At 52.9% G+C, this 24966-nt stretch carries 20 protein-coding genes and 5 pseudogenes; 11 read left to right on the forward strand and 14 right to left on the reverse strand.

Features of this window, described 5'->3' with window-relative positions; translation table 11 throughout:
- Positions 1-11: 11 nt before the first annotated feature.
- From KXD89_RS17170 to KXD89_RS17195, 6 genes and pseudogenes are all read right to left on the reverse strand, one after another.
- A pseudogene (locus KXD89_RS17170) lies at positions 12-302 on the reverse strand (MFS transporter); the annotation flags it as partial.
- 11 nt (positions 303-313) lie between these two features.
- Positions 314-1011 (reverse strand): IS1-like element IS1A family transposase gene (locus tag KXD89_RS17175; protein ID WP_094096600.1). Its coding sequence is split into 2 segments (ribosomal slippage): positions 314-762 and positions 762-1011, totalling 699 coding nucleotides; the frame shifts between segments, so codons are not numbered across the junction.
- 56 nt (positions 1012-1067) lie between these two features.
- Positions 1068-2042, reverse strand: a pseudogene (lacY, locus tag KXD89_RS17180) (lactose permease); the annotation flags it as partial.
- 51 nt (positions 2043-2093) lie between these two features.
- The gene (lacZ, locus tag KXD89_RS17185; protein ID WP_000177853.1) at positions 2094-5075 is read right to left on the reverse strand and encodes a beta-galactosidase; all 2982 of its coding nucleotides are present in this window, start codon (positions 5073-5075) and stop codon (positions 2094-2096) included.
- A 122-nt stretch (positions 5076-5197) separates the two neighbouring features.
- Positions 5198-6280 carry a DNA-binding transcriptional repressor LacI gene (lacI, locus tag KXD89_RS17190; RefSeq protein ID WP_000805902.1) on the reverse strand — a complete coding sequence of 361 codons (1083 nt, stop codon included), beginning with the start codon at positions 6278-6280 and terminating at the stop codon, positions 5198-5200.
- Positions 6281-6356: 76 nt separating this feature from the next.
- Positions 6357-7190: a DNA-binding transcriptional regulator gene (locus tag KXD89_RS17195; RefSeq protein ID WP_001301325.1), complete on the reverse strand. Its 834-nt coding sequence runs from the start codon at positions 7188-7190 to the stop codon at positions 6357-6359.
- A gap of 190 nt (positions 7191-7380) precedes the next feature.
- Between KXD89_RS17195 and KXD89_RS17200 the strand changes: the two genes are divergently transcribed.
- The 9 genes and pseudogenes from KXD89_RS17200 (at position 7381) to KXD89_RS17235 (ending at position 16081) form a co-directional block, all read left to right on the forward strand.
- A complete protein-coding gene (locus tag KXD89_RS17200) occupies positions 7381-9045 on the forward strand; it encodes a bifunctional 3-(3-hydroxy-phenyl)propionate/3-hydroxycinnamic acid hydroxylase (RefSeq protein WP_001007407.1) in 1665 nt (554 codons plus the stop codon).
- A gap of 1 nt (position 9046) precedes the next feature.
- Entirely contained in the window at positions 9047-9991 is a 945-nt protein-coding gene (mhpB, locus tag KXD89_RS17205) for a 2,3-dihydroxyphenylpropionate/2,3-dihydroxicinnamic acid 1,2-dioxygenase (RefSeq protein WP_000543457.1), read from the forward strand.
- Positions 9992-10008: 17 nt separating this feature from the next.
- Positions 10009-10875: a 2-hydroxy-6-oxonona-2,4-dienedioate hydrolase gene (mhpC, locus tag KXD89_RS17210; protein ID WP_000121907.1), complete on the forward strand. Its 867-nt coding sequence runs from the start codon at positions 10009-10011 to the stop codon at positions 10873-10875.
- A 9-nt stretch (positions 10876-10884) separates the two neighbouring features.
- Positions 10885-11694, forward strand: a complete 810-nt coding sequence (gene mhpD, locus KXD89_RS17215; RefSeq protein ID WP_000160710.1) for a 2-keto-4-pentenoate hydratase — start codon at positions 10885-10887, stop codon at positions 11692-11694.
- Positions 11691-12641, forward strand: a complete 951-nt coding sequence (gene mhpF / locus KXD89_RS17220; protein WP_000044314.1) for an acetaldehyde dehydrogenase — start codon at positions 11691-11693, stop codon at positions 12639-12641. Before mhpD ends, mhpF begins: the two co-directional genes overlap by 4 nt.
- A complete protein-coding gene (gene mhpE, locus KXD89_RS17225; protein ID WP_001013499.1) occupies positions 12638-13651 on the forward strand; it encodes a 4-hydroxy-2-oxovalerate aldolase in 1014 nt (337 codons plus the stop codon). Before mhpF ends, mhpE begins: the two co-directional genes overlap by 4 nt.
- Before the next feature lie 105 nt (positions 13652-13756).
- Positions 13757-14050: pseudogene (locus tag KXD89_RS22600) on the forward strand (hypothetical protein); the annotation flags it as partial.
- A 178-nt stretch (positions 14051-14228) separates the two neighbouring features.
- The gene (locus KXD89_RS17230) at positions 14229-15440 is read left to right on the forward strand and encodes a 3-(3-hydroxy-phenyl)propionate transporter (RefSeq protein WP_000107627.1); all 1212 of its coding nucleotides are present in this window, start codon (positions 14229-14231) and stop codon (positions 15438-15440) included.
- Positions 15441-15541: 101 nt separating this feature from the next.
- Entirely contained in the window at positions 15542-16081 is a 540-nt protein-coding gene (locus tag KXD89_RS17235) for a DUF2058 domain-containing protein (protein ID WP_001096705.1), read from the forward strand.
- A gap of 223 nt (positions 16082-16304) precedes the next feature.
- Here KXD89_RS17235 and fghA read toward each other — a convergent pair whose 3' ends face one another.
- The 5 genes from fghA to KXD89_RS17260 form a co-directional block, all read right to left on the reverse strand.
- Complete coding sequence (gene fghA, locus KXD89_RS17240; RefSeq protein ID WP_000419081.1) at positions 16305-17138, reverse strand: S-formylglutathione hydrolase; 834 nt, start codon at positions 17136-17138, stop codon at positions 16305-16307.
- A gap of 93 nt (positions 17139-17231) precedes the next feature.
- Positions 17232-18341, reverse strand: coding sequence for an S-(hydroxymethyl)glutathione dehydrogenase (gene frmA / locus KXD89_RS17245; protein WP_000842106.1), 1110 nt, complete (start codon positions 18339-18341; stop codon positions 17232-17234).
- A 34-nt stretch (positions 18342-18375) separates the two neighbouring features.
- Positions 18376-18651 (reverse strand): formaldehyde-responsive transcriptional repressor FrmR, encoded by a 276-nt coding sequence (gene frmR / locus KXD89_RS17250; protein ID WP_001141271.1) that lies wholly within the window; start codon positions 18649-18651, stop codon positions 18376-18378.
- A 187-nt stretch (positions 18652-18838) separates the two neighbouring features.
- The gene (locus tag KXD89_RS17255) at positions 18839-19612 is read right to left on the reverse strand and encodes a YaiO family outer membrane beta-barrel protein (RefSeq protein ID WP_000596084.1); all 774 of its coding nucleotides are present in this window, start codon (positions 19610-19612) and stop codon (positions 18839-18841) included.
- Between the two features lies 1 nt (position 19613).
- Positions 19614-20057, reverse strand: coding sequence for a transferase (locus KXD89_RS17260; protein ID WP_000012218.1), 444 nt, complete (start codon positions 20055-20057; stop codon positions 19614-19616).
- 63 nt (positions 20058-20120) lie between these two features.
- On the opposite strand from KXD89_RS17260, the gene KXD89_RS17265 reads away from it, so the two are divergent.
- Positions 20121-21349, forward strand: a protein-coding gene (locus KXD89_RS17265; RefSeq protein ID WP_088895425.1) for an IS3-like element IS2 family transposase whose coding sequence is annotated in 2 segments (ribosomal slippage) — positions 20121-20436 and positions 20436-21349 — 1230 coding nt in all. Because the reading frame shifts where the segments join, the coding sequence is not laid out codon by codon here.
- Positions 21350-21357: 8 nt separating this feature from the next.
- Here KXD89_RS17265 and KXD89_RS17270 read toward each other — a convergent pair.
- The 3 genes and pseudogenes from KXD89_RS17270 to KXD89_RS17280 form a co-directional block, all read right to left on the reverse strand.
- A pseudogene (locus tag KXD89_RS17270) lies at positions 21358-21621 on the reverse strand (acetyltransferase); the annotation flags it as partial.
- Positions 21509-22705, reverse strand: coding sequence for a glycosyltransferase family 2 protein (locus tag KXD89_RS17275; protein WP_000860444.1), 1197 nt, complete (start codon positions 22703-22705; stop codon positions 21509-21511). The gene KXD89_RS17275 and the pseudogene KXD89_RS17270, both read right to left, overlap by 113 nt.
- Positions 22706-22714: 9 nt before the next feature.
- Positions 22715-23386, reverse strand: a pseudogene (locus tag KXD89_RS17280) (PIG-L deacetylase family protein).
- Between the two features lie 615 nt (positions 23387-24001).
- Here KXD89_RS17280 and tauA point away from each other — a divergent pair.
- The gene (gene tauA / locus KXD89_RS17285; RefSeq protein ID WP_001018417.1) at positions 24002-24964 is read left to right on the forward strand and encodes a taurine ABC transporter substrate-binding protein; all 963 of its coding nucleotides are present in this window, start codon (positions 24002-24004) and stop codon (positions 24962-24964) included.
- The last annotated feature ends 2 nt before the right edge of the window (positions 24965-24966 follow it).

Consider the following 24966-nt stretch of genomic DNA (forward strand, 5'->3'; position numbering starts at 1 on the left):
ACATTGATTGCTTAAGCGACTTCATTCACCTGACGACGCAGCAGGGAAAGCGGGCCGGGGCCGCTAAGCGTGAACACGGAAATTAAGGTGAAGCCCAGCGCCACCAGACCCAGCACCAGATAAGCGCCCTGGAAACCGATGCTTTCATACATATTGCCCGCCAGTACAGACATAAAAATCATCGCCAGTTGCTTAAAGAAGCAGAAACAGACCAGATAAATCGTCGCTGAAAAACGCACTTCAAACTGGCTGGTAATATATTTAAAGCAGCCCACCAGCAGGAACGGTACTTCAAACAGGTAATGACTCCAACTTATTGATAGTGTTTTATGTTCAGATAATGCCCGATGACTTTGTCATGCAGCTCCACCGATTTTGAGAACGACAGCGACTTCCGTCCCAGCCGTGCCAGGTGCTGCCTCAGATTCAGGTTATGCCGCTCAATTCGCTGCGTATATCGCTTGCTGATTACGTGCAGCTTTCCCTTCAGGCGGGATTCATACAGCGGCCAGCCATCCGTCATCCATATCACCACGTCAAAGGGTGACAGCAGGCTCATAAGACGCCCCAGCGTCGCCATAGTGCGTTCACCGAATACGTGCGCAACAACCGTCTTCCGGAGACTGTCATACGCGTAAAACAGCCAGCGCTGGCGCGATTTAGCCCCGACATAGCCCCACTGTTCGTCCATTTCCGCGCAGACGATGACGTCACTGCCCGGCTGTATGCGCGAGGTTACCGACTGCGGCCTGAGTTTTTTAAGTGACGTAAAATCGTGTTGAGGCCAACGCCCATAATGCGGGCTGTTGCCCGGCATCCAACGCCATTCATGGCCATATCAATGATTTTCTGGTGCGTACCGGGTTGAGAAGCGGTGTAAGTGAACTGCAGTTGCCATGTTTTACGGCAGTGAGAGCAGAGATAGCGCTGATGTCCGGCGGTGCTTTTGCCGTTACGCACCACCCCGTCAGTAGCTGAACAGGAGGGACAGCTGATAGAAACAGAAGCCACTGGAGCACCTCAAAAACACCATCATACACTAAATCAGTAAGTTGGCAGCATCACCCTTCAAACATATGCAGCGTTTTCAGAATAACCACTTCCAGCGCTGAGGTGGCGAACGATGAGCCAATAATACGTACAGACATAATAGTGCCAGCCAGCAGCAGGGCGTTTTTCCCACCGATGCGATTAATGATCAGTGGCGCAAAGAACATAATCGAGGCGTTAAGTAATTCGCCCATTGTCGTTACGTAGCCAAATACCCGCGTACCCTGTTCACCGGTAGCAAAGAACGAAGTAAAGAAATTAGCAAACTGTTGGTCAAAAACATCGTAGGTGCAGGAAACGCCAATAACATACAGTGACAAAAACCACAGTTTTGGCTGTCTGAACAGTTCCAGTGCCAGCTTAAGGCTAAATGCCGAATGGTTGGCACCTACCGCATTGGCAACCGTGGCAGAAGAGGGCGCATCCGTTTTGGCGAAAAAGAGTAAAACGGCGAGGATGAGTGCACAGCCAGAGCCCAGCCAGAAAACAAACTGATTATTGATGGTGAACATGATGCCGACAATCGAGGCACACAGCGCCCAGCCAACACAGCCAAACATCCGCGCGCGACCAAATTCGAAATTACTGCGACGGCTGACTTTCTCAATAAATGCCTCTACTGCTGGCGCACCGGCGTTAAAACAAAAGCCTAGATAAATACCACCAACAATCGATCCTACTAAAATGTTGTATTGTAACAGTGGCCCGAAGATAAAAATAAAGAACGGCGCAAACATCACTAACATGCCGGTAATAATCCACAGCAGGTATTTGCGCAGCCCGAGTTTGTCAGAAAGCAGACCAAACAGCGGTTGGAATAATAGCGAGAACAGAGAAATAGCGGCAAAAATAATACCCGTATCACTTTTGCTGATATGGTTGATGTCATGTAGCCAAATCGGGAAAAACGGGAAGTAGGCTCCCATGATAAAAAAGTAAAAGAAAAAGAATAAACCGAACATCCAAAAGTTTGTGTTTTTTAAATAGTACATAATGGATTTCCTTACGCGAAATACGGGCAGACATGGCCTGCCCGGTTATTATTATTTTTGACACCAGACCAACTGGTAATGGTAGCGACCGGCGCTCAGCTGGAATTCCGCCGATACTGACGGGCTCCAGGAGTCGTCGCCACCAATCCCCATATGGAAACCGTCGATATTCAGCCATGTGCCTTCTTCCGCGTGCAGCAGATGGCGATGGCTGGTTTCCATCAGTTGCTGTTGACTGTAGCGGCTGATGTTGAACTGGAAGTCGCCGCGCCACTGGTGTGGGCCATAATTCAATTCGCGCGTCCCGCAGCGCAGACCGTTTTCGCTCGGGAAGACGTACGGGGTATACATGTCTGACAATGGCAGATCCCAGCGGTCAAAACAGGCGGCAGTAAGGCGGTCGGGATAGTTTTCTTGCGGCCCTAATCCGAGCCAGTTTACCCGCTCTGCTACCTGCGCCAGCTGGCAGTTCAGGCCAATCCGCGCCGGATGCGGTGTATCGCTCGCCACTTCAACATCAACGGTAATCGCCATTTGACCACTACCATCAATCCGGTAGGTTTTCCGGCTGATAAATAAGGTTTTCCCCTGATGCTGCCACGCGTGAGCGGTCGTAATCAGCACCGCATCAGCAAGTGTATCTGCCGTGCACTGCAACAACGCTGCTTCGGCCTGGTAATGGCCCGCCGCCTTCCAGCGTTCGACCCAGGCGTTAGGGTCAATGCGGGTCGCTTCACTTACGCCAATGTCGTTATCCAGCGGTGCACGGGTGAACTGATCGCGCAGCGGCGTCAGCAGTTGTTTTTTATCGCCAATCCACATCTGTGAAAGAAAGCCTGACTGGCGGTTAAATTGCCAACGCTTATTACCCAGCTCGATGCAAAAATCCATTTCGCTGGTGGTCAGATGCGGGATGGCGTGGGACGCGGCGGGGAGCGTCACACTGAGGTTTTCCGCCAGACGCCACTGCTGCCAGGCGCTGATGTGCCCGGCTTCTGACCATGCGGTCGCGTTCGGTTGCACTACGCGTACTGTGAGCCAGAGTTGCCCGGCGCTCTCCGGCTGCGGTAGTTCAGGCAGTTCAATCAACTGTTTACCTTGTGGAGCGACATCCAGAGGCACTTCACCGCTTGCCAGCGGCTTACCATCCAGCGCCACCATCCAGTGCAGGAGCTCGTTATCGCTATGACGGAACAGGTATTCGCTGGTCACTTCGATGGTTTGCCCGGATAAACGGAACTGGAAAAACTGCTGCTGGTGTTTTGCTTCCGTCAGCGCTGGATGCGGCGTGCGGTCGGCAAAGACCAGACCGTTCATACAGAACTGGCGATCGTTCGGCGTATCGCCAAAATCACCGCCGTAAGCCGACCACGGGTTGCCGTTTTCATCATATTTAATCAGCGACTGATCCACCCAGTCCCAGACGAAGCCGCCCTGTAAACGGGGATACTGACGAAACGCCTGCCAGTATTTAGCGAAACCGCCAAGACTGTTACCCATCGCGTGGGCGTATTCGCAAAGGATCAGCGGGCGCGTCTCTCCAGGTAGCGAAAGCCATTTTTTGATGGACCATTTCGGCACAGCCGGGAAGGGCTGGTCTTCATCCACGCGCGCGTACATCGGGCAAATAATATCGGTGGCCGTGGTGTCGGCTCCGCCGCCTTCATACTGCACCGGGCGGGAAGGATCGACAGATTTGATCCAGCGATACAGCGCGTCGTGATTAGCGCCGTGGCCTGATTCATTCCCCAGCGACCAGATGATCACACTCGGGTGATTACGATCGCGCTGCACCATTCGCGTTACGCGTTCGCTCATCGCCGGTAGCCAGCGCGGATCATCGGTCAGACGATTCATTGGCACCATGCCGTGGGTTTCAATATTGGCTTCATCCACCACATACAGGCCGTAGCGGTCGCACAGCGTGTACCACAGCGGATGGTTCGGATAATGCGAACAGCGCACGGCGTTAAAGTTGTTCTGCTTCATCAGCAGGATATCCTGCACCATCGTCTGCTCATCCATGACCTGACCATGCAGAGGATGATGCTCGTGACGGTTAACGCCTCGAATCAGCAACGGCTTGCCGTTCAGCAGCAGCAGACCATTTTCAATCCGCACCTCGCGGAAACCGACATCGCAGGCTTCTGCTTCAATCAGCGTGCCGTCGGCGGTGTGCAGTTCAACCACCGCACGATAGAGATTCGGGATTTCGGCGCTCCACAGTTTCGGGTTTTCGACGTTCAGACGTAGTGTGACGCGATCGGCATAACCACCACGCTCATCGATAATTTCACCGCCGAAAGGCGCGGTGCCGCTGGCGACCTGCGTTTCACCCTGCCATAAAGAAACTGTTACCCGTAGGTAGTCACGCAACTCGCCGCACATCTGAACTTCAGCCTCCAGTACAGCGCGGCTGAAATCATCATTAAAGCGAGTGGCAACATGGAAATCGCTGATTTGTGTAGTCGGTTTATGCAGCAACGAGACGTCACGGAAAATGCCGCTCATCCGCCACATATCCTGATCTTCCAGATAACTGCCGTCACTCCAGCGCAGCACCATCACCGCGAGGCGGTTTTCTCCGGCGCGTAAAAATGCGCTCAGGTCAAATTCAGACGGCAAACGACTGTCCTGGCCGTAACCGACCCAGCGCCCGTTGCACCACAGATGAAACGCCGAGTTAACGCCATCAAAAATAATTCGCGTCTGGCCTTCCTGTAGCCAGCTTTCATCAACATTAAATGTGAGCGAGTAACAACCCGTCGGATTCTCCGTGGGAACAAACGGCGGATTGACCGTAATGGGATAGGTCACGTTGGTGTAGATGGGCGCATCGTAACCGTGCATCTGCCAGTTTGAGGGGACGACGACAGTATCGGCCTCAGGAAGATCGCACTCCAGCCAGCTTTCCGGCACCGCTTCTGGTGCCGGAAACCAGGCAAAGCGCCATTCGCCATTCAGGCTGCGCAACTGTTGGGAAGGGCGATCGGTGCGGGCCACGACGGCCAGTGAATCCGTAATCATGGTCATAGCTGTTTCCTGTGTGAAATTGTTATCCGCTCACAATTCCACACAACATACGAGCCGGAAGCATAAAGTGTAAAGCCTGGGGTGCCTAATGAGTGAGCTAACTCACATTAATTGCGTTGCGCTCACTGCCCGCTTTCCAGTCGGGAAACCTGTCGTGCCAGCTGCATTAATGAATCGGCCAACGCGCGGGGAGAGGCGGTTTGCGTATTGGGCGCCAGGGTGGTTTTTCTTTTCACCAGTGAGACGGGCAACAGCTGATTGCCCTTCACCGCCTGGCCCTGAGAGAGTTGCAGCAAGCGGTCCACGCTGGTTTGCCCCAGCAGGCGAAAATCCTGTTTGATGGTGGTTAACGGCGGGATATAACATGAGCTGTCTTCGGTATCGTCGTATCCCACTACCGAGATATCCGCACCAACGCGCAGCCCGGACTCGGTAATGGCGCGCATTGCGCCCAGCGCCATCTGATCGTTGGCAACCAGCATCGCAGTGGGAACGATGCCCTCATTCAGCATTTGCATGGTTTGTTGAAAACCGGACATGGCACTCCAGTCGCCTTCCCGTTCCGCTATCGGCTGAATTTGATTGCGAGTGAGATATTTATGCCAGCCAGCCAGACGCAGACGCGCCGAGACAGAACTTAATGGGCCCGCTAACAGCGCGATTTGCTGGTGACCCAATGCGACCAGATGCTCCACGCCCAGTCGCGTACCGTCTTCATGGGAGAAAATAATACTGTTGATGGGTGTCTGGTCAGAGACATCAAGAAATAACGCCGGAACATTAGTGCAGGCAGCTTCCACAGCAATGGCATCCTGGTCATCCAGCGGATAGTTAATGATCAGCCCACTGACGCGTTGCGCGAGAAGATTGTGCACCGCCGCTTTACAGGCTTCGACGCCGCTTCGTTCTACCATCGACACCACCACGCTGGCACCCAGTTGATCGGCGCGAGATTTAATCGCCGCGACAATTTGCGACGGCGCGTGCAGGGCCAGACTGGAGGTGGCAACGCCAATCAGCAACGACTGTTTGCCCGCCAGTTGTTGTGCCACGCGGTTGGGAATGTAATTCAGCTCCGCCATCGCCGCTTCCACTTTTTCCCGCGTTTTCGCAGAAACGTGGCTGGCCTGGTTCACCACGCGGGAAACGGTCTGATAAGAGACACCGGCATACTCTGCGACATCGTATAACGTTACTGGTTTCACATTCACCACCCTGAATTGACTCTCTTCCGGGCGCTATCATGCCATACCGCGAAAGGTTTTGCACCATTCGATGGTGTCAACGTAAATGCATGCCGCTTCGCCTTCCGGCCACCAGAATAGCCTGCGATTCAACCCCTTCTTCGATCTGTTTTGCTACCCGTTGTAGCGCCGGAAGATGCTTTTCCGCTGCCTGTTCAATGGTCATTGCGCTCGCCATATACACCAGATTCAGACAGCCAATCACCCGTTGTTCACTGCGCAGCGGTACGGCGATAGAGGCGATCTTCTCCTCCTGATCCCAGCCGCGGTAGTTCTGTCCGTAACCCTCTTTGCGCGCGCGCGCCAGAATGGCTTCCAGCTTTAACGGTTCCCGTGCCAGTTGATAGTCATCACCGGGGCGGGAGGCTAACATTTCGATTAATTCCTTGCGGTCTTGTTCCGGGCAAAAGGCCAGCCAGGTCAGGCCCGAGGCGGTTTTCAGAAGCGGCAAACGTCGCCCGACCATTGCCCGGTGAAAGGATAAGCGGCTGAAACGGTGAGTGGTTTCGCGTACCACCATTGCATCAACATCCAGCGTGGACACATCTGTCGGCCATACCACTTCGCGCAACAGATCGCCCAGCAGTGGGGCCGCCAGTGCAGAAATCCACTGTTCGTCACGAAATCCTTCGCTTAATTGCCGCACTTTGATGGTCAGTCGAAAACTATCATCGGAGGGGCTACGGCGGACATATCCCTCTTCCTGCAGCGTCTCCAGCAGTCGCCGCACAGTGGTGCGATGCAGGCCGCTGAGTTCCGCCAGCAGCCCGACGCTGGCACCGCCATCAAGTTTATTTAACATATTTAATAACATTAGACCGCGGGTTAAGCCGCGCACGGTTTTGTATTCCGTCTGCTCATTGTTCTGCATATTAATTGACATTTCTATAGTTAAAACAACGTGGTGCACCTGGTGCACATTCGGGCATGTTTTGATTGTAGCCGAAAACACCCTTCCTATACTGAGCGCACAATAAAAAATCATTTACATGTTTTTAACAAAATAAGTTGCGCTGTACTGTGCGCGCAACGACATTTTGTCCGAGTCGTGAGGTACTGAAATGGCAATACAACACCCTGACATCCAGCCTGCTGTTAACCATAGCGTTCAGGTGGCGATCGCTGGTGCCGGCCCGGTTGGGCTGATGATGGCGAACTATCTCGGCCAGATGGGCATTGACGTGCTGGTGGTGGAGAAACTCGATAAGTTGATCGACTACCCGCGTGCGATTGGTATTGATGACGAGGCGCTGCGCACCATGCAGTCGGTCGGCCTGGTCGATGATGTTCTGCCGCACACTACGCCGTGGCACGCGATGCGTTTTCTCACCCCGAAAGGCCGCTGTTTTGCTGATATTCAGCCAATGACCGATGAATTTGGCTGGCCGCGCCGTAACGCCTTTATTCAGCCGCAGGTCGATGCGGTGATGCTGGAAGGGGTGTCGCGTTTTCCGAATGTGCGCTGCTTGTTTTCCCGCGAGCTGGAGGCCTTCAGTCAGCAAGATGACGAAGTGACCTTGCACCTGAAAACGGCAGAAGGGCAGCGGGAAATAGTCAAAGCCCAGTGGCTGGTAGCCTGTGACGGTGGAGCAAGTTTTGTCCGTCGCACTCTGAATGTGCCGTTTGAAGGTAAAACTGCGCCAAATCAGTGGATTGTGGTAGATATCGCCAACGATCCGTTAAGTACGCCGCATATCTATTTGTGTTGCGATCCGGTGCGCCCGTATGTTTCTGCCGCGCTGCCTCATGCGGTACGTCGCTTTGAATTTATGGTGATGCCGGGAGAAACCGAAGAGCAGCTGCGTGAGCCGCAAAATATGCGCAAGCTGTTAAGCAAAGTGCTGCCTAATCCGGACAATGTTGAATTGATTCGCCAGCGTGTCTACACCCACAACGCGCGACTGGCGCAACGTTTCCGTATTGATCGCGTACTGCTGGCGGGCGATGCCGCGCACATCATGCCGGTATGGCAGGGGCAGGGCTATAACAGTGGTATGCGCGACGCCTTTAACCTCGCATGGAAACTGGCGTTGGTTATCCAGGGGAAAGCCCGCGATGCGCTGCTCGATACCTATCAACAAGAACGTCGCGATCACGCCAAAGCGATGATTGACCTGTCCGTGACGGCGGGCAACGTGCTGGCTCCGCCGAAACGCTGGCAGGGTACGTTACGTGACGGCGTTTCCTGGCTGTTGAATTATCTGCCGCCAGTAAAACGCTACTTCCTCGAAATGCGCTTCAAGCCGATGCCGCAATATTACGGCGGTGCGCTGATGCGTGAGGGCGAAGCGAAGCACTCTCCGGTCGGCAAGATGTTTATTCAGCCGAAAGTCACGCTGGAAAACGGCGACGTGACGCTGCTCGATAACGCGATCGGCGCGAACTTCGCGGTAATTGGCTGGGGATGCAATCCACTGTGGGGGATGAGCGACGAGCAAATCCAGCAGTGGCGCGCGTTGGGCACACGCTTCATTCAGGTGGTGCCGGAAGTGCAAATTCATACCGCACAGGATAACCACGACGGCGTACTACGCGTGGGCGATACGCAAGGTCGCCTGCGTAGCTGGTTCGCGCAACACAATGCTTCGCTGGTGGTGATGCGCCCGGATCGCTTTGTTGCCGCCACCGCCATTCCGCAAACCCTGGGCAAGACCCTGAATAAACTGGCGTCGGTGATGACGCTGACCCGCCCTGATGCCGACGTTTCTGTCGAAAAGGTAGCCTGATATGCACGCTTATCTTCACTGTCTTTCCCACTCGCCGCTGGTGGGGTATGTCGACCCGGCGCAAGAGGTGCTCGATGAGGTCAATGGCGTGATTGCCAGCGCCCGCGAGCGTATTGCGGCATTCTCCCCTGAACTGGTGGTGCTGTTTGCGCCAGATCACTACAACGGCTTTTTCTATGACGTGATGCCACCGTTCTGTTTAGGCGTTGGAGCGACGGCAATTGGTGATTTCGGCAGTGCGGCAGGAGAGCTGCCCGTGCCTGTGGAGCTGGCGGAGGCCTGTGCGCATGCCGTCATGAAGAGCGGGATCGATCTTGCCGTTTCTTACTGTATGCAGGTGGACCACGGGTTCGCCCAGCCGCTGGAGTTCCTGCTCGGTGGGCTGGATAAGGTGCCAGTTCTGCCTGTGTTCATCAACGGTGTCGCCACGCCGCTGCCCGGTTTCCAGCGTACCCGCATGTTGGGTGAAGCCATTGGACGTTTCACCAGCACTCTCAATAAACGCGTGCTGTTCCTGGGTTCCGGTGGGCTTTCCCATCAGCCGCCGGTGCCCGAACTGGCGAAAGCCGATGCCCATATGCGCGACCGTCTGTTGGGGAGCGGGAAAGATTTACCCGCCAGTGAGCGCGAATTGCGTCAGCAACGGGTGATTAGCGCCGCTGAGAAGTTTGTTGAGGATCAGAGAACGCTGCATCCGCTCAACCCGATTTGGGATAACCAGTTCATGACTTTGCTGGAGCAGGGACGCATACAGGAACTGGATGCCGTCAGTAACGAAGAGCTTTCCGCCATTGCCGGAAAGTCGACACATGAAATCAAAACCTGGGTCGCCGCTTTTGCCGCTATTTCTGCGTTTGGCAACTGGCGTAGCGAAGGGCGTTATTACCGCCCAATCCCGGAGTGGATTGCCGGATTTGGCTCGTTAAGCGCCAGAACAGAGAACTGAATATGCAGGAGAAGATGATGAGTTATCAGCCACAAACCGAAGCCGCCACCAGCCGTTTTCTGAATGTAGAAGAAGCGGGTAAAACGCTGCGCATCCATTTTAATGACTGCGGACAAGGCGACGAAACCGTTGTCCTGCTGCATGGTTCCGGCCCGGGTGCTACTGGCTGGGCGAACTTCAGCCGCAATATCGATCCGCTGGTAGAGGCGGGCTATCGGGTGATCCTGCTGGATTGTCCGGGTTGGGGCAAGAGCGATTCGGTCGTTAATAGTGGTTCGCGATCGGATCTTAATGCACGAATCCTGAAAAGCGTGGTGGATCAACTGGATATCGCCAAAATCCACCTGCTGGGCAACTCGATGGGGGGCCATAGTTCTGTGGCGTTCACCCTTAAATGGCCGGAGCGCGTCGGCAAACTGGTGCTGATGGGCGGCGGTACGGGCGGCATGAGTTTGTTTACGCCGATGCCAACCGAAGGTATTAAGCGACTGAATCAGCTTTATCGTCAGCCGACTATCGAAAACCTGAAGCTGATGATGGATATCTTCGTTTTTGATACCAGCGATTTGACCGACGCCCTGTTTGAAGCGCGCCTGAATAATATGCTGTCGCGCCGCGATCACCTGGAAAACTTCGTTAAGAGCCTGGAAGCTAATCCGAAACAGTTCCCGGATTTTGGCCCACGTCTGGCGGAAATCAAAGCGCAAACCCTGATTGTCTGGGGGCGCAACGACCGCTTTGTGCCGATGGATGCGGGTCTGCGTCTGCTGTCCGGCATTGCCGGTTCTGAACTGCATATCTTCCGCGACTGTGGTCACTGGGCGCAGTGGGAACATGCCGACGCTTTCAATCAACTGGTGCTGAATTTCCTCGCACGCCCTTAAGGAATGGTCATGACGAAGCATACTCTTGAGCAACTGGCGGCGGATTTACGCCGCGCCGCAGAGCAGGGCGAAGCGATTGCACCGCTGCGCGATCTGATTGGTATCGATAACGCTGAAGCGGCTTACGCCATTCAGCACATAAATGTGCAACATGACGTTGCGCAGGGGCGTCGCGTGGTAGGGCGTAAAGTGGGCCTGACACATCCGAAAGTGCAACAACAACTGGGCGTTGATCAACCGGATTTTGGGACGTTATTTGCCGACATGTGTTATGGCGATAACGAAATCATTCCTTTTTCCCGTGTTCTGCAACCCCGCATTGAAGCGGAGATCGCACTGGTGTTGAACCGCGATTTGCCCGCAACCGATATCACCTTCGACGAATTGTATAACGCCATTGAATGGGTACTTCCGGCGCTGGAAGTGGTGGGGAGCCGCATTCGCGACTGGTCGATTCAGTTTGTCGATACCGTGGCAGATAACGCCTCCTGTGGGGTGTATGTCATCGGCGGTCCGGCGCAACGTCCGGCGGGGTTAGACCTGAAAAACTGCGCCATGAAGATGACGCGTAATAACGAAGAGGTTTCTAGCGGGCGCGGCAGCGAATGCCTGGGACATCCGCTTAATGCGGCCGTCTGGCTGGCACGCAAAATGGCCAGTCTGGGTGAACCGCTGCGCACCGGAGATATCATTCTTACCGGGGCATTAGGTCCGATGGTGGCGGTGAATGCGGGCGATCGTTTTGAAGCCCATATTGAAGGCATAGGTTCAGTTGCTGCGACATTTTCAAGCGCAGCCCCAAAAGGAAGTCTGTCATGAGTAAGCGTAAAGTCGCCATTATCGGTTCTGGCAACATTGGTACCGATCTGATGATTAAAATTTTGCGTCACGGTCAGCATCTGGAGATGGCGGTGATGGTTGGCATTGATCCTCAGTCCGACGGTCTGGCGCGCGCCAGACGTATGGGCGTCGCCACCACCCATGAAGGGGTGATCGGACTGATGAACATGCCTGAATTTGCTGATATCGACATTGTATTTGATGCGACCAGCGCCGGTGCTCATGTGAAAAACGATGCCGCTTTACGCGAAGCGAAACCGGATATTCGCTTAATTGACCTGACGCCTGCTGCCATCGGCCCTTACTGCGTGCCGGTGGTTAACCTCGAGGCGAACGTCGATCAACTGAACGTCAACATGGTCACCTGCGGCGGCCAGGCCACCATTCCAATGGTGGCGGCAGTTTCACGCGTGGCGCGTGTTCATTACGCCGAAATTATCGCTTCTATCGCCAGTAAATCTGCCGGACCTGGCACGCGTGCCAATATCGATGAATTTACGGAAACCACTTCCCGAGCCATTGAAGTGGTGGGCGGCGCGGCAAAAGGGAAGGCGATTATTGTGCTTAACCCAGCAGAGCCACCGTTGATGATGCGTGACACGGTGTATGTATTGAGCGACGAAGCTTCACAAGATGATATCGAAGCCTCAATCAATGAAATGGCTGAGGCGGTGCAGGCTTACGTACCGGGTTATCGCCTGAAACAGCGCGTGCAGTTTGAAGTTATCCCGCAGGATAAACCGGTCAATTTACCGGGCGTGGGGCAATTCTCCGGACTGAAAACAGCGGTCTGGCTGGAAGTCGAAGGCGCAGCGCATTATCTGCCTGCCTATGCGGGCAACCTCGACATTATGACTTCCAGTGCGCTGGCGACAGCGGAAAAAATGGCCCAGTCACTGGCGCGCAAGGCAGGAGAAGCGGCATGAACGGTAAAAAACTTTATATCTCGGACGTCACATTGCGTGACGGTATGCACGCCATTCGTCATCAGTATTCGCTGGAAAACGTTCGCCAGATTGCCAAAGCACTGGACGATGCCCGCGTGGATTCGATTGAAGTGGCCCACGGCGACGGTTTGCAAGGTTCCAGCTTTAACTATGGTTTCGGCGCACATAGCGACCTTGAATGGATTGAAGCGGCGGCGGATGTGGTGAAGCACGCCAAAATCGCGACGTTGTTGCTGCCAGGAATCGGCACTATTCACGATCTGAAAAATGCCTGGCAGGCTGGCGCGCGGGTGGTTCGTGTGGCAACGCACTGTACCGAAGCTGATGTTTCCGCCCAGCATATTCAGTATGCCCGCGAGCTCGGAATGGACACCGTTGGTTTTCTGATGATGAGCCATATGACCACGCCGGAGAATCTCGCCAAGCAGGCAAAGCTGATGGAAGGCTACGGTGCGACCTGTATTTATGTGGTGGATTCTGGCGGTGCGATGAACATGAGCGATATCCGTGACCGTTTCCGCGCCCTGAAAGCAGAGCTGAAACCAGAAACGCAAACTGGCATGCACGCTCACCATAACCTGAGTCTTGGCGTGGCGAACTCTATCGCGGCGGTGGAAGAGGGCTGCGACCGAATCGACGCCAGCCTCGCGGGAATGGGCGCGGGCGCAGGTAACGCACCGCTGGAAGTGTTTATTGCCGCCGCGGATAAACTGGGCTGGCAGCATGGGACCGATCTCTATGCGTTAATGGATGCCGCCGACGACCTGGTGCGTCCGTTGCAGGATCGACCGGTACGAGTCGATCGCGAAACGCTGGCGCTGGGATACGCTGGTGTTTACTCGAGCTTCCTGCGTCACTGTGAAACGGCGGCGGCGCGTTATGGCTTAAGTGCGGTGGATATTCTCGTTGAGCTGGGCAAACGCCGGATGGTTGGCGGCCAGGAGGATATGATCGTTGACGTGGCGCTGGATCTGCGCAACAACAAATAATGATGACTGCCGAGAACGTGCATTTTGTATGCCCATCCCAGCACGACTGCCGGATGCGGCGTGAACGCCTTATCCGGCCTACGGATGGCGTGAGAATTTGTAGGTCTGATAAGACGCGTTAGCGTCGCATCAGGCATCTGCGCACGACTGCCGGATGCGGCGTGAACGCCTTATCCGGCCTACGGATGGCGCGGGAATTTGTAGGCCTGATAAGACGCGTTAGCGTCGCATCAGGCATCTGCGCACGACTGCCGGATGCGGCGTGAACGCCTTATCCGGCCTACGGGTGGCGCGAGAATTTGTAGGCCTGATAAGACGCGTTAGCGTCGCATCAGGCATCTGCGCACGACTGCCGGATGCGGCGTAAACGCCTTATCCGGCCTACGGATGGCGCGGGAATTTGTAGGCCTGATAAGACGCGTTAGCGTCGCATCAGGCATCTGCACACGACTGCCGGATGCGATAAACGTCTTGTCCGGCCTACATTTCGCCCGTAGGCAGTCATTAAATAGTTCTGATTACGCGGCTGGCAATGTATCAGTCGCGATTCACCTGCACTCGCAACGAGGTTCATCTTATGTCGACTCGTACCCCTTCATCATCTTCATCCCGCCTGATGCTGACCATCGGGCTTTGTTTTTTGGTCGCTCTGATGGAAGGGCTGGATCTTCAGGCGGCTGGCATTGCGGCGGGTGGCATCGCCCAGGCTTTCGCACTCGATAAAATGCAAATGGGCTGGATATTTAGCGCCGGAATACTCGGTTTGCTACCCGGCGCGTTGGTTGGCGGAATGCTGGCGGACCGTTATGGTCGCAAGCGCATTTTGATTGGCTCAGTTGCGCTGTTTGGTTTGTTCTCACTGGCAACGGCGATTGCCTGGGATTTCCCCTCACTGGTCTTTGCGCGGCTGATGACCGGTGTCGGGCTGGGGGCGGCGTTGCCGAATCTTATCGCCCTGACGTCTGAAGCCGCGGGTCCACGTTTTCGTGGGACGGCAGTGAGCCTGATGTATTGCGGTGTTCCCATTGGCGCGGCGCTGGCGGCGACACTGGGTTTCGCGGGGGCAAACTTAGCATGGCAAACGGTGTTTTGGGTAGGTGGTGTGGTGCCGTTGATTCTGGTGCCGCTATTAATGCGCTGGCTGCCGGAGTCGGCGGTTTTCGCTGGCGAAAAACAGTCTGCGCCACCACTGCGTGCCTTATTTGCGCCAGAAACGGCAACCGCGACGCTGCTGCTGTGGTTGTGTTATTTCTTCACTCTGCTGGTGGTCTACATGTTGATCAACTGGCTACCGCTACTTTTGGTGGAGCAAGGATTCCAGCCATCGCAGGCGGCAGGGGTGATGTTTGCCCTGCAAATGGGGGCGGCAAGCGGGACGTTAATGTTGGGCGCATTGATGGATAAGCTGCGTCCAGTAACCATGTCGCTACTGATTTATAGCGGCATGTTAGCTTCGCTGCTGGCGCTTGGAACGGTGTCGTCATTTAACGGTATGTTGCTGGCGGGATTTGTCGCGGGGTTGTTTGCGACAGGTGGGCAAAGCGTTTTGTATGCCCTGGCACCGTTGTTTTACAGTTCGCAGATCCGCGCAACAGGTGTGGGAACAGCCGTGGCGGTAGGGCGTCTGGGGGCTATGAGCGGTCCGTTACTGGCCGGGAAAATGCTGGCATTAGGCACTGGCACGGTCGGCGTAATGGCCGCTTCTGCACCGGGTATTCTTGTTGCTGGGTTGGCGGTGTTTATTTTGATGAGCCGGAGATCACGAATACAGCCGTGCGCCGATGCCTGACGTGCCTTATTAGGCAGGGGCGAAAGGGACTTCACCCCAATACACCTACGGCGTTTACAGGTATACTCGCTAAAAATTATTCAGCGGGTTTGGAAACAAAGATGGCAAAACTTACCTTACAAGAGCAGTTGCTCAAAGCAGGATTAGTCACCAGCAAAAAAGCGGCGAAGGTGGAGAGAACGGCGAAAAAATCGCGCGTTCAGGCGCGTGAAGCTCGGGCGGCGGTAGAAGAAAATAAAAAGGCACAGCTTGAGCGTGATAAACAGCTTAGCGAACAGCAAAAACAAGCGGCGTTGGCGAAAGAATATAAAGCTCAGGTGAAGCAGCTTATTGAAATGAACCGAATCACCATTGCCAATGGCGATATTGGTTTTAACTTCACTGACGGCAATCTGATTAAGAAGATTTTTGTCGATAAGCTCACACAGGCGCAGTTGATTAATGGTCGTCTGGCGATTGCCCGCTTGTTGGTCGATAACAATAGCGAAGGTGAATACGCCATTATTCCCGCCAGCGTTGCCGATAAAATTGCTCAGCGCGATGCCAGCAGTATAGTGTTGCACAGCGCGCTCAGCGCCGAAGAGCAGGATGAAGACGACCCGTATGCCGACTTCAAAGTGCCTGATGATTTGATGTGGTAAACATAGATAAGTCGTGCGCAGATGCCTGATGCGACGCTATGCGCGTCTTATCAGGCCTACGGTTTATGGGCGAAGTGTAGACCGGATAAGGCGTTCACGCCGCATCCGGCAGTCGTGCGCCATGCCTGATGCGACGCTTTGCGCGTCTTATCAGGCCTACGGCTTACGGGCGAAGTGTAGGCCGGATAAGGCGTTCACGCCGCATCCGGCAGTCGTGCTATTATCAACGCATATTCAGTTTATTGGCGTGGTAGGCAATATGCTCGCCAATAAAACTGGAGACAAAATAATAGCTGTGATCATAACCCTCGTGATAACGGATTAACGTCTTGATATTCATCTCCTGGCAGATCTTTTCAAGATTTGGAGTCCGCAGCTGTTCTGCGTAAAAATCATCACTCAACCCCTGATCAACCATGATTTCCGCAACGCGTTGACCTTGTGAAATAAGACTCACCGGGTCGTAATCCAACCAGGCATCTTTATTTTCAGCAAGATATGCAGCAAAGGCTTGCTGTCCCCACGGCACTTGCGATGGGGAGACAATGGGCGAAAACGCCGAGACGCTGACATATTCATCTGGGTTACGTAACGCCAGCACCAGCGCGCCCAGCCCGCCCATAGAATGACCAGAGATAGACTTTTTGGCCGTTGCCGGAAAATGATGCATCACTAAATCCGGCAGCTCGTTGCGGATATAGTCATACATTTTGTAATGTTCATTCCACGGCGCTTGCGTCGCGTTCAGGTAAAACCCGGCACCTTGCCCGAGATCGTAACGGTCAGCATCTGCGACATGACTGCCTCGCGGACTGGTGTCCGGCGCAACAACAATAATGTTGTGCTCAGCCGCGTAACGCTGCATCCCCGATTTAGTAATGAAATTCTGCTCGTTGCAGGTCAGGCCTGAAAGCCAGTACAGCACCGGCAATTTTTCATTCGCGGCTTTTGGTGGGAGATAGACGCCGACATTCATTTCACATTTCAGTGATTGGGAATAATGCCGATACATATTTTGCCAGCCGCCAAAGCTGACATGTTTTTCAATGAGTTCCATCAGTCATTATCTCAGGGTTAATCCCCCGGACGGCTGCCCGGGGAGAGTATTAAGAACCCCCGCCTGAAGTGGACGGGGTAAACCTGCGGGAAATCAGTAACGAATTACGGTTCGAATGGATTTGCCTTCATGCATCAGGTCGAAGGCGTCATTAATTTCATCCAGGCTCATGGTATGCGTGACAAACGGTTCCAGATCGATATCACCTTTCATCGCATCTTCAACCATGCCCGGTAACTGGGAACGACCTTTCACGCCGCCAAACGCGGAACCTTTCCATACGCGACCAGTGACCAACTGGAATGGACGGGTGGAGATTTCCTGACCGGCAACCGCGACCCCGATGATCACCGACTGACCCCAGCCGCGGTGCGCACTTTCCAGCGCCGCACGCATCACGTTGACGTTACCGATGCATTCAAAGGTATGGTCGATACCCCATTTGTTGATATCCAACAGGACATCTTTTATCGGTTTGTCGTAGTCATTCGGGTTAATGCAGTCGGTAGCACCGAAGCGACGCGCCAGATCGAATTTCTTCGGGTTGGTATCGATAGCGATAATCCGACCCGCTTTCGCCTGACGCGCGCCCTGAACCACTGCCAGACCAATCGCGCCAAGACCAAACACGGCAACAGAATCACCTGGCTGGACTTTAGCTGTGTTGTGTACCGCGCCAATACCGGTGGTCACGCCACAGCCCAGCAGGCAGACGTGTTCATGGTTTGCTTCTGGATTAATTTTTGCCAGAGACACTTCCGCGACTACGGTGTATTCACTGAATGTAGAGCACCCCATGTAGTGATAAAGCGGCTGCCCGTTGTAAGAAAAACGGGTGGTGCCGTCTGGCATCAGGCCTTTACCCTGGGTTTCGCGAACCGCAACACAGAGGTTAGTTTTGCCAGAACGACAGAACTCACACTCGCCGCACTCCGCGGTGTAAAGCGGGATCACATGGTCGCCAGGTTTGACGCTGGTTACGCCTTCACCGACTTCAACCACAACGCCGGCCCCTTCGTGACCGAGAACCACCGGGAATACACCTTCCGGGTCATCGCCGGAGAGGGTAAATGCGTCGGTATGGCAAACGCCGGTATGGGTGACTTTAATTAGCACTTCACCTTTTTTCGGTGGTGCAACGTCAATTTCAACGATTTCCAGCGGTTTACCGGGAGCAAATGCAACGGCAGCACGTGATTTCATCTCTCGCTCTTCCTCAATATGGTAATAGATTCAGCTATTTAAGATAGGCACGAACCAGTTCAATAGTGTCGTCAACGGATTGGCTGACTTCGCGGCTGTAGCAGTCATTTCGGTCAAACGTTTCCCGGATATGGCTTTCAAGCACTTCTGCCATCAGCCCATTAGCCGCGCCCCGAACGGCAGCGATCTGTTGGAGTATGGCACGGCATTCGGCATCACCCTCCAGCGACCGTTCCAGAGCATCAATCTGCCCCCGAATACGACGAACTCGAGTAAGGACCTTTTTCTTCTCTTCCGGAGTACTGGGCATTTCGCACCTCATCATCTGCATGCAATATACTATAGGGGGGTATTCTATATGTCAATGCATACCCCCCTATAGTATATAACACTGGAGAATAAAATTTATCCGGTGAATGTGGTCGGAAAACAAAGAGGAAAGGGGGGGGGGCTAATCGGCAGGGAAGGCCGCCCCGGATAGCGGGCGGCAGAAGGAATCAGAATTTCCAGGTCAGACGGGCTGCAAGTTGCAGACCGTTAAAATCATCGGTTGGGGTGTCGTACCACACTTTACCTGCCGTCAGCCCGAGATTAAGTTGCTCAGTCAGCGGTTGAATACGTTGCAGACTGACGCTCTTCATGCTGCCGTAGCGTGTTTCTGGCGTCCAGTCATAGGTGTAAGCACCTGTTCCGCGGCTTAGCCATAGTTGCGTATAACCAGTGCCGCGCGGGTCATTCAGACGCACGGAAATCATATTGCTATAACTACCACCTGCATCGCTGGAGTCATAATGGGTATAGCGGTAGCTGGTGATCACCGGGCCAGTATAGAGTGATACGCCGCCTTGCCAGGCATCGACTTCGACATCATCGTAATATTTAGTGTAGCGATAACCGGTCGTGAAAAGCGTTTTTGGTAACAGGGCCAGGTTAATATCCTGACGAAAATCCTGGCGGGCAAAGACCGGCGTATTATCCGCAAAGGCAATACCCGTTCGGGTTGTCAGCCAGTTATTCCATTTATACCAGACCGCACCCTGACCGCGAGTGGCATTGAAATGTTCAGTTTCATAATCACGACGCCCCTGGGAAAGATTAAAAAGCAGCGTTGCGTTTTCAACTTTCGCCACCAGTTCAGCATACGCTAAATTACGGTTGCCATGATCGCCAGAATAATCGGTAAAATCGTAGCCCGCGGTAATGGAAGTTAACCCGGCATAAGCGGGCAATGCGCTAAAAATGGCCGCCGCTAATAACGTCCGTTTTATCATTTTAATCTCCTGTACGGATAAGTTCTTGTCGGAGTGAATAAGTTCCGGTAGGTAAATTACGTTCTACAATCACGCGCGGGCCAAGTTGCGTGTTCGGGGAAATAATTCGCCCAGGCAAAATAATAACTTGTACGCCAAGGCGTGAACGCTGCCCGATATAACAACCTAATTTATCGCATCCGGTAGCGATAATTCCCTCTGGAGTTCGAACAGACACGGGCTGTTCATCCAGACGATGATTACTGGTACGTACTTGTGCGCCTAAATATGCCTGGTTTGCAACTACCGAGTCGGCAATAAAACATTGCGGACCAATCGTTGCTTCCGCTTCAATAACCGCATTTTTAATCTCGGTGGCAAAACCAATTTTTACGCCATTGCTGATTATTGTGCCAGGACGAATAAACGCATAATTACTAGACTGGCCCCCTGAATCTCCAGACAACCAATATCACTTAAATAAGTGATAGTCTTAATACTAGTTTTTAGACTAGTCATTGGAGAACAGATGATTGATGTCTTAGGGCCGGAGAAACGCAGACGGCGTACCACACAGGAAAAGATCGCAATTGTTCAGCAGAGCTTTGAACCGGGGATGACGGTCTCCCTCGTTGCCCGGCAACATGGTGTAGCAGCCAGCCAGTTATTTCTCTGGCGTAAGCAATACCAGGAAGGAAGTCTTACTGCTGTCGCCGCCGGAGAACAGGTTGTTCCTGCCTCTGAACTTGCTGCCGCCATGAAGCAGATTAAAGAACTCCAGCGCCTGCTCGGCAAGAAAACGATGGAAAATGAACTCCTCAAAGAAGCCGTTGAATATGGACGGGCAAAAAAGTGGATAGCGCACGCGCCCTTATTGCCCGGGGATGGGGAGTAAGCTTAGTCAGCCGTTGTCTCCGGGTGTCGCGTGCGCAGTTGCACGTCATTCTCAGACGAACCGATGACTGGATGGATGGCCGCCGCAGTCGTCACACTGATGATACGGATGTGCTTCTCCGTATACACCATGTTATCGGAGAGCTGCCAACGTATGGTTATCGTCGGGTATGGGCGCTGCTTCGCAGACAGGCAGAACTTGATGGTATGCCTGCGATCAATGCCAAACGTGTTTACCGGATCATGCGCCAGAATGCGCTGTTGCTTGAGCGAAAACCTGCTGTACCGCCATCGAAACGGGCACATACAGGCAGAGTGGCCGTGAAAGAAAGCAATCAGCGATGGTGCTCTGACGGGTTCGAGTTCTGCTGTGATAACGGAGAGAGACTGCGTGTCACGTTCGCGCTGGACTGCTGTGATCGTGAGGCACTGCACTGGGCGGTCACTACCGGCGGCTTCAACAGTGAAACAGTACAGGACGTCATGCTGGGAGCGGTGGAACGCCGCTTCGGCAACGATCTTCCGTCGTCTCCAGTGGAGTGGCTGACGGATAATGGTTCATGCTACCGGGCTAATGAAACACGCCAGTTCGCCCGGATGTTGGGACTTGAACCGAAGAACACGGCGGTGCGGAGTCCGGAGAGTAACGGAATAGCAGAGAGCTTCGTGAAAACGATAAAGCGTGACTACATCAGTATCATGCCCAAACCAGACGGGTTAACGGCAGCAAAGAACCTTGCAGAGGCGTTCGAGCATTATAACGAATGGCATCCGCATAGTGCGCTGGGTTATCGCTCGCCACGGGAATATCTGCGGCAGCGGGCTTGTAATGGGTTAAGTGATAACAGATGTCTGGAAATATAGGGGCAAATCCAATTACCTATCAGGCAGTTTGCGCCAATCACTACCGGACCCTGAATAACGGCACCATGACAAATACGGGTATTCGCGCCGATAACAACTTCACCTGCAGTTTCATCAATAATTACCTGGTCTGCAATCTGAATATTTTTCTCTTTAACATTAAGCTTCAGATAGTTTTTCAGTTCCTGTGACAGAAGGTTGGGAATAAGCGGTTGACGCTTCCACCAGTGCGGAATAGCGGGTGGGTTTGTCGCGCTGAGGTTCGCGTCCAGTAAAAAAGGCAATAAGTCCATAAATAATCCAGATGGCATAAGCTAATAATACATACACAACGGAAAGCGGCGCTAAAGGCACCAACAACCAGCAACGATGAAACCAGGCGCTAAAAGCACCAATAACACAAACTACGCCGACCCAGATAAGCGGAAACATTGCCAACACCACTCCATGCGGCCCGGTGGTGATGAATTCATTAAACCAGGTAGTGAGATAAATCCCAACGCCATAAAGCACAACCAACAGCATAGGAAATATACTGAAGATACCGAAGCGGCTAAATAAAAGTCTTTTATGCAGGCGCATACAGACCGCGTATCCCACAATCCAACGCCGCCAGCGACGCCACTCCTCACGCGGGCTGTTGCATTCCTGTGGGTATACGATGCAGCGATTCGCCTGCCGAATACGGTAGCCGTTTGCCACCAATGTCCAGGTGAGATCAAGGTCTTCGACTTTAGTACGATCCGAGAAACCGAACTTACGCAATACATCAGTACGGAACATCCCGCAGGCACCGCTGATAATAAACGGTGCGCCACCCAGGAGCTGCTGTAGCGTGCGCTTCATAACAATCATCGGCAACTTTACGGTCGCGCGGATGTGCGGTAACAGACCCGCGCCTTTCAACGCAGTAGAGGGAATGCCGCCTACGGCATCGGCACCGCGCTCAATTTCTGCCAGCATATAGCCCATTCCGTCTTGATCGGGCGGAACATAGGTGTCGGCATCACTTAAAAAAACCTGGTCGCAGGTGGCGTAATTGAGGCCATTCATCAGCGCACCACCTTTACCGGTATTTTTTTGCGTGACGGCAACAAAGCGGTCGCCCCATTTGCGTTTGACTTCCGCCATGACCGCTTCGGTATTGTCCGTGGAGCCGTCGTTAACGCAAATTACCCGGCAAAAATAAGGGTTACGCAGTAGATTATCCAGTGACTGCGCCAGACACGGGCCTTCGTTATACGCAGGTATAATGGCGTCAATACAGCCTTTCTTTTGACTGGGTTTACGTCTTAGCGTACTTAAAAACCATAGCAACATTGCTATGGACATACAGATAAATATCCAGGTTTTCATGCAATTTGCTCAAAGAATCATTTTATGAATTACAAAGCCTTCACCCAGATCGCTATTGACCTGTTGTCCGCGAAATTGTGCAACTGCACGCAGGCGATCATGACGCATATAATCGCGTCGTTCCTAGCTTTTATGTTTTTTTAATGCAGCAAGTTTGACTGTGAAATATTCTTCTTTAACGGATTCAAAAACCTGAGGCATAAATGAAAGCCAGGTACTTGGGGTTTCGTAGCCGAGAATTTGCGGAATAGTTCGGCAGGCAACCATTGAAGCTTGATAAACAGCAAGATGATCCTGATGGCGGTCGGCATCATGCATGGTATATACCCGCATGATTTCAACATCAGAAGGAATTTGATTTTTAATGATGTCTTCCAGGGCGGAAATCATATCATTGAGCTGTAAATGAGCGCGGGTGTCAGCAAAATTAAGATGAATAGTTTGGTGGCACCCTAATATCTTTAGGGCGTTGCGCGATTCTTCATGGCGATCGATTATTCCATCTGTGCCAGAGTTGCCGGTAGTCATCACCACGGCTGCGATATAAATTCCTTTTTGCGCAAGACGAGCAAGCGATGCGCCACAGCCTAATTCTATATCGTCAGGATGTGCGCCAATAGCAAGGATACCCTTTCTTTTATTTGCCGAAGAAAGGAGGGCTGAATCTAAAACCTTATCCACTTAATGACACTCCATTTTATTTATTATACTACAAGCACAACGATGCACTCAGAGACGTAATCTCTGGCGCAGCCAGATGTTAATTTATAAATGTTAAATGTTGCTAATAACTGAAAAGCAAGGGCTTTCAGACCCGTGGGTTCGACTGGGTAATGTTTCTATGCAATTCATATGTTAAGTGTTTGTATGTTTGGTATGTATAGTTATTTTGTTTTATACATTGTATTTAGATGTGATTTAGTTTGTCAATTAATTGCATTTAAAAAATATGTTCTGTGAACAAGCATTGTTTATATACATTATGTGAATGTAATATGCGAGTGATTGAGAATGATACAGTGATATATACAATGCGAATATAATAGTTTTATTATATGTATTGATATTGATAGAAATAATGAAGTAATAAATCTCGTAATGTGGTTGTTTATGCATCACTAAAATGAAGTGTAGTAATTTTCCCAATTGTTAGAACGGAGTAATTGCATATTTAATCTTTCCTTAGCCGTTTTTTTGCTAAGAATAAAATCATCTGTGCGATAACGACTAATTCTTTTAATGAATGTTTTTATTCCTGAATACTGCTCCCATAACAAGACAGGGGAGCAGACAATCATGGCAATTTCATCGCGTAACACACTTCTTGCCGCACTGGCATTCATCGCTTTTCAGGCACAGGCGGTGAACGTCACCGTGGCGTATCAAACCTCAGCCGAACCGGCGAAAGTGGCTCAGGCCGACAACACCTTTGCTAAAGAAAGCGGAGCAACCGTGGACTGGCGTAAGTTTGACAGCGGAGCCAGCATCGTGCGGGCGCTGGCTTCAGGCGACGTGCAAATCGGCAACCTCGGTTCCAGCCCGTTAGCGGTTGCAGCCAGCCAACAGGTGCCGATTGAAGTCTTCTTGCTGGCGTCAAAACTGGGTAACTCCGAAGCGCTGGTGGTAAAGAAAACTATCAGCAAACCGGAAGATCTGATTGGCAAACGCATCGCCGTACCGTTTATCTCCACCACCCACTACAGCCTGCTGGCGGCACTGAAACACTGGGGCATTAAACCCGGGCAAGTGGAGATTGTGAACCTGCAGCCGCCCGCGATTATCGCTGCCTGGCAGCGGGGAGATATTGATGGTGCTTATGTCTGGGCACCGGCGGTTAACGCCCTGGAAAAAGACGGCAAGGTGTTGACCGATTCTGAACAGGTCGGGCAGTGGGGCGCGCCAACGCTGGACGTCTGGGTGGTGCGCAAAGATTTTGCCGAGAAACATCCTGAGGTCGTGAAAGCGTTCGCTAAAAGCGCCATCGATGCTCAGCAACCGTACATTGCTAACCCAGACGTGTGGCTGAAACAGCCGGAAAACATCAGCAAACTGGCGCGTTTAAGCGGCGTGCCTGAAGGTGACGTTCCGGGGCTGGTGAAGGGGAATACCTATCTGACGCCGCAGCAACAAACGGCAGAACTGACCGGACCGGTGAACAAAGCGATCATCGACACCGCGCAGTTTTTGAAAGAGCAGGGCAAGGTCCCGGCTGTAGCGAATGATTACAGCCAGTACGTTACCTCGCGCTTCGTGCAATAAAA

It is taken from the genome of Escherichia sp. TC-EC600-tetX4, from assembly GCF_019356055.1.
Lineage (GTDB): Bacteria > Pseudomonadota > Gammaproteobacteria > Enterobacterales > Enterobacteriaceae.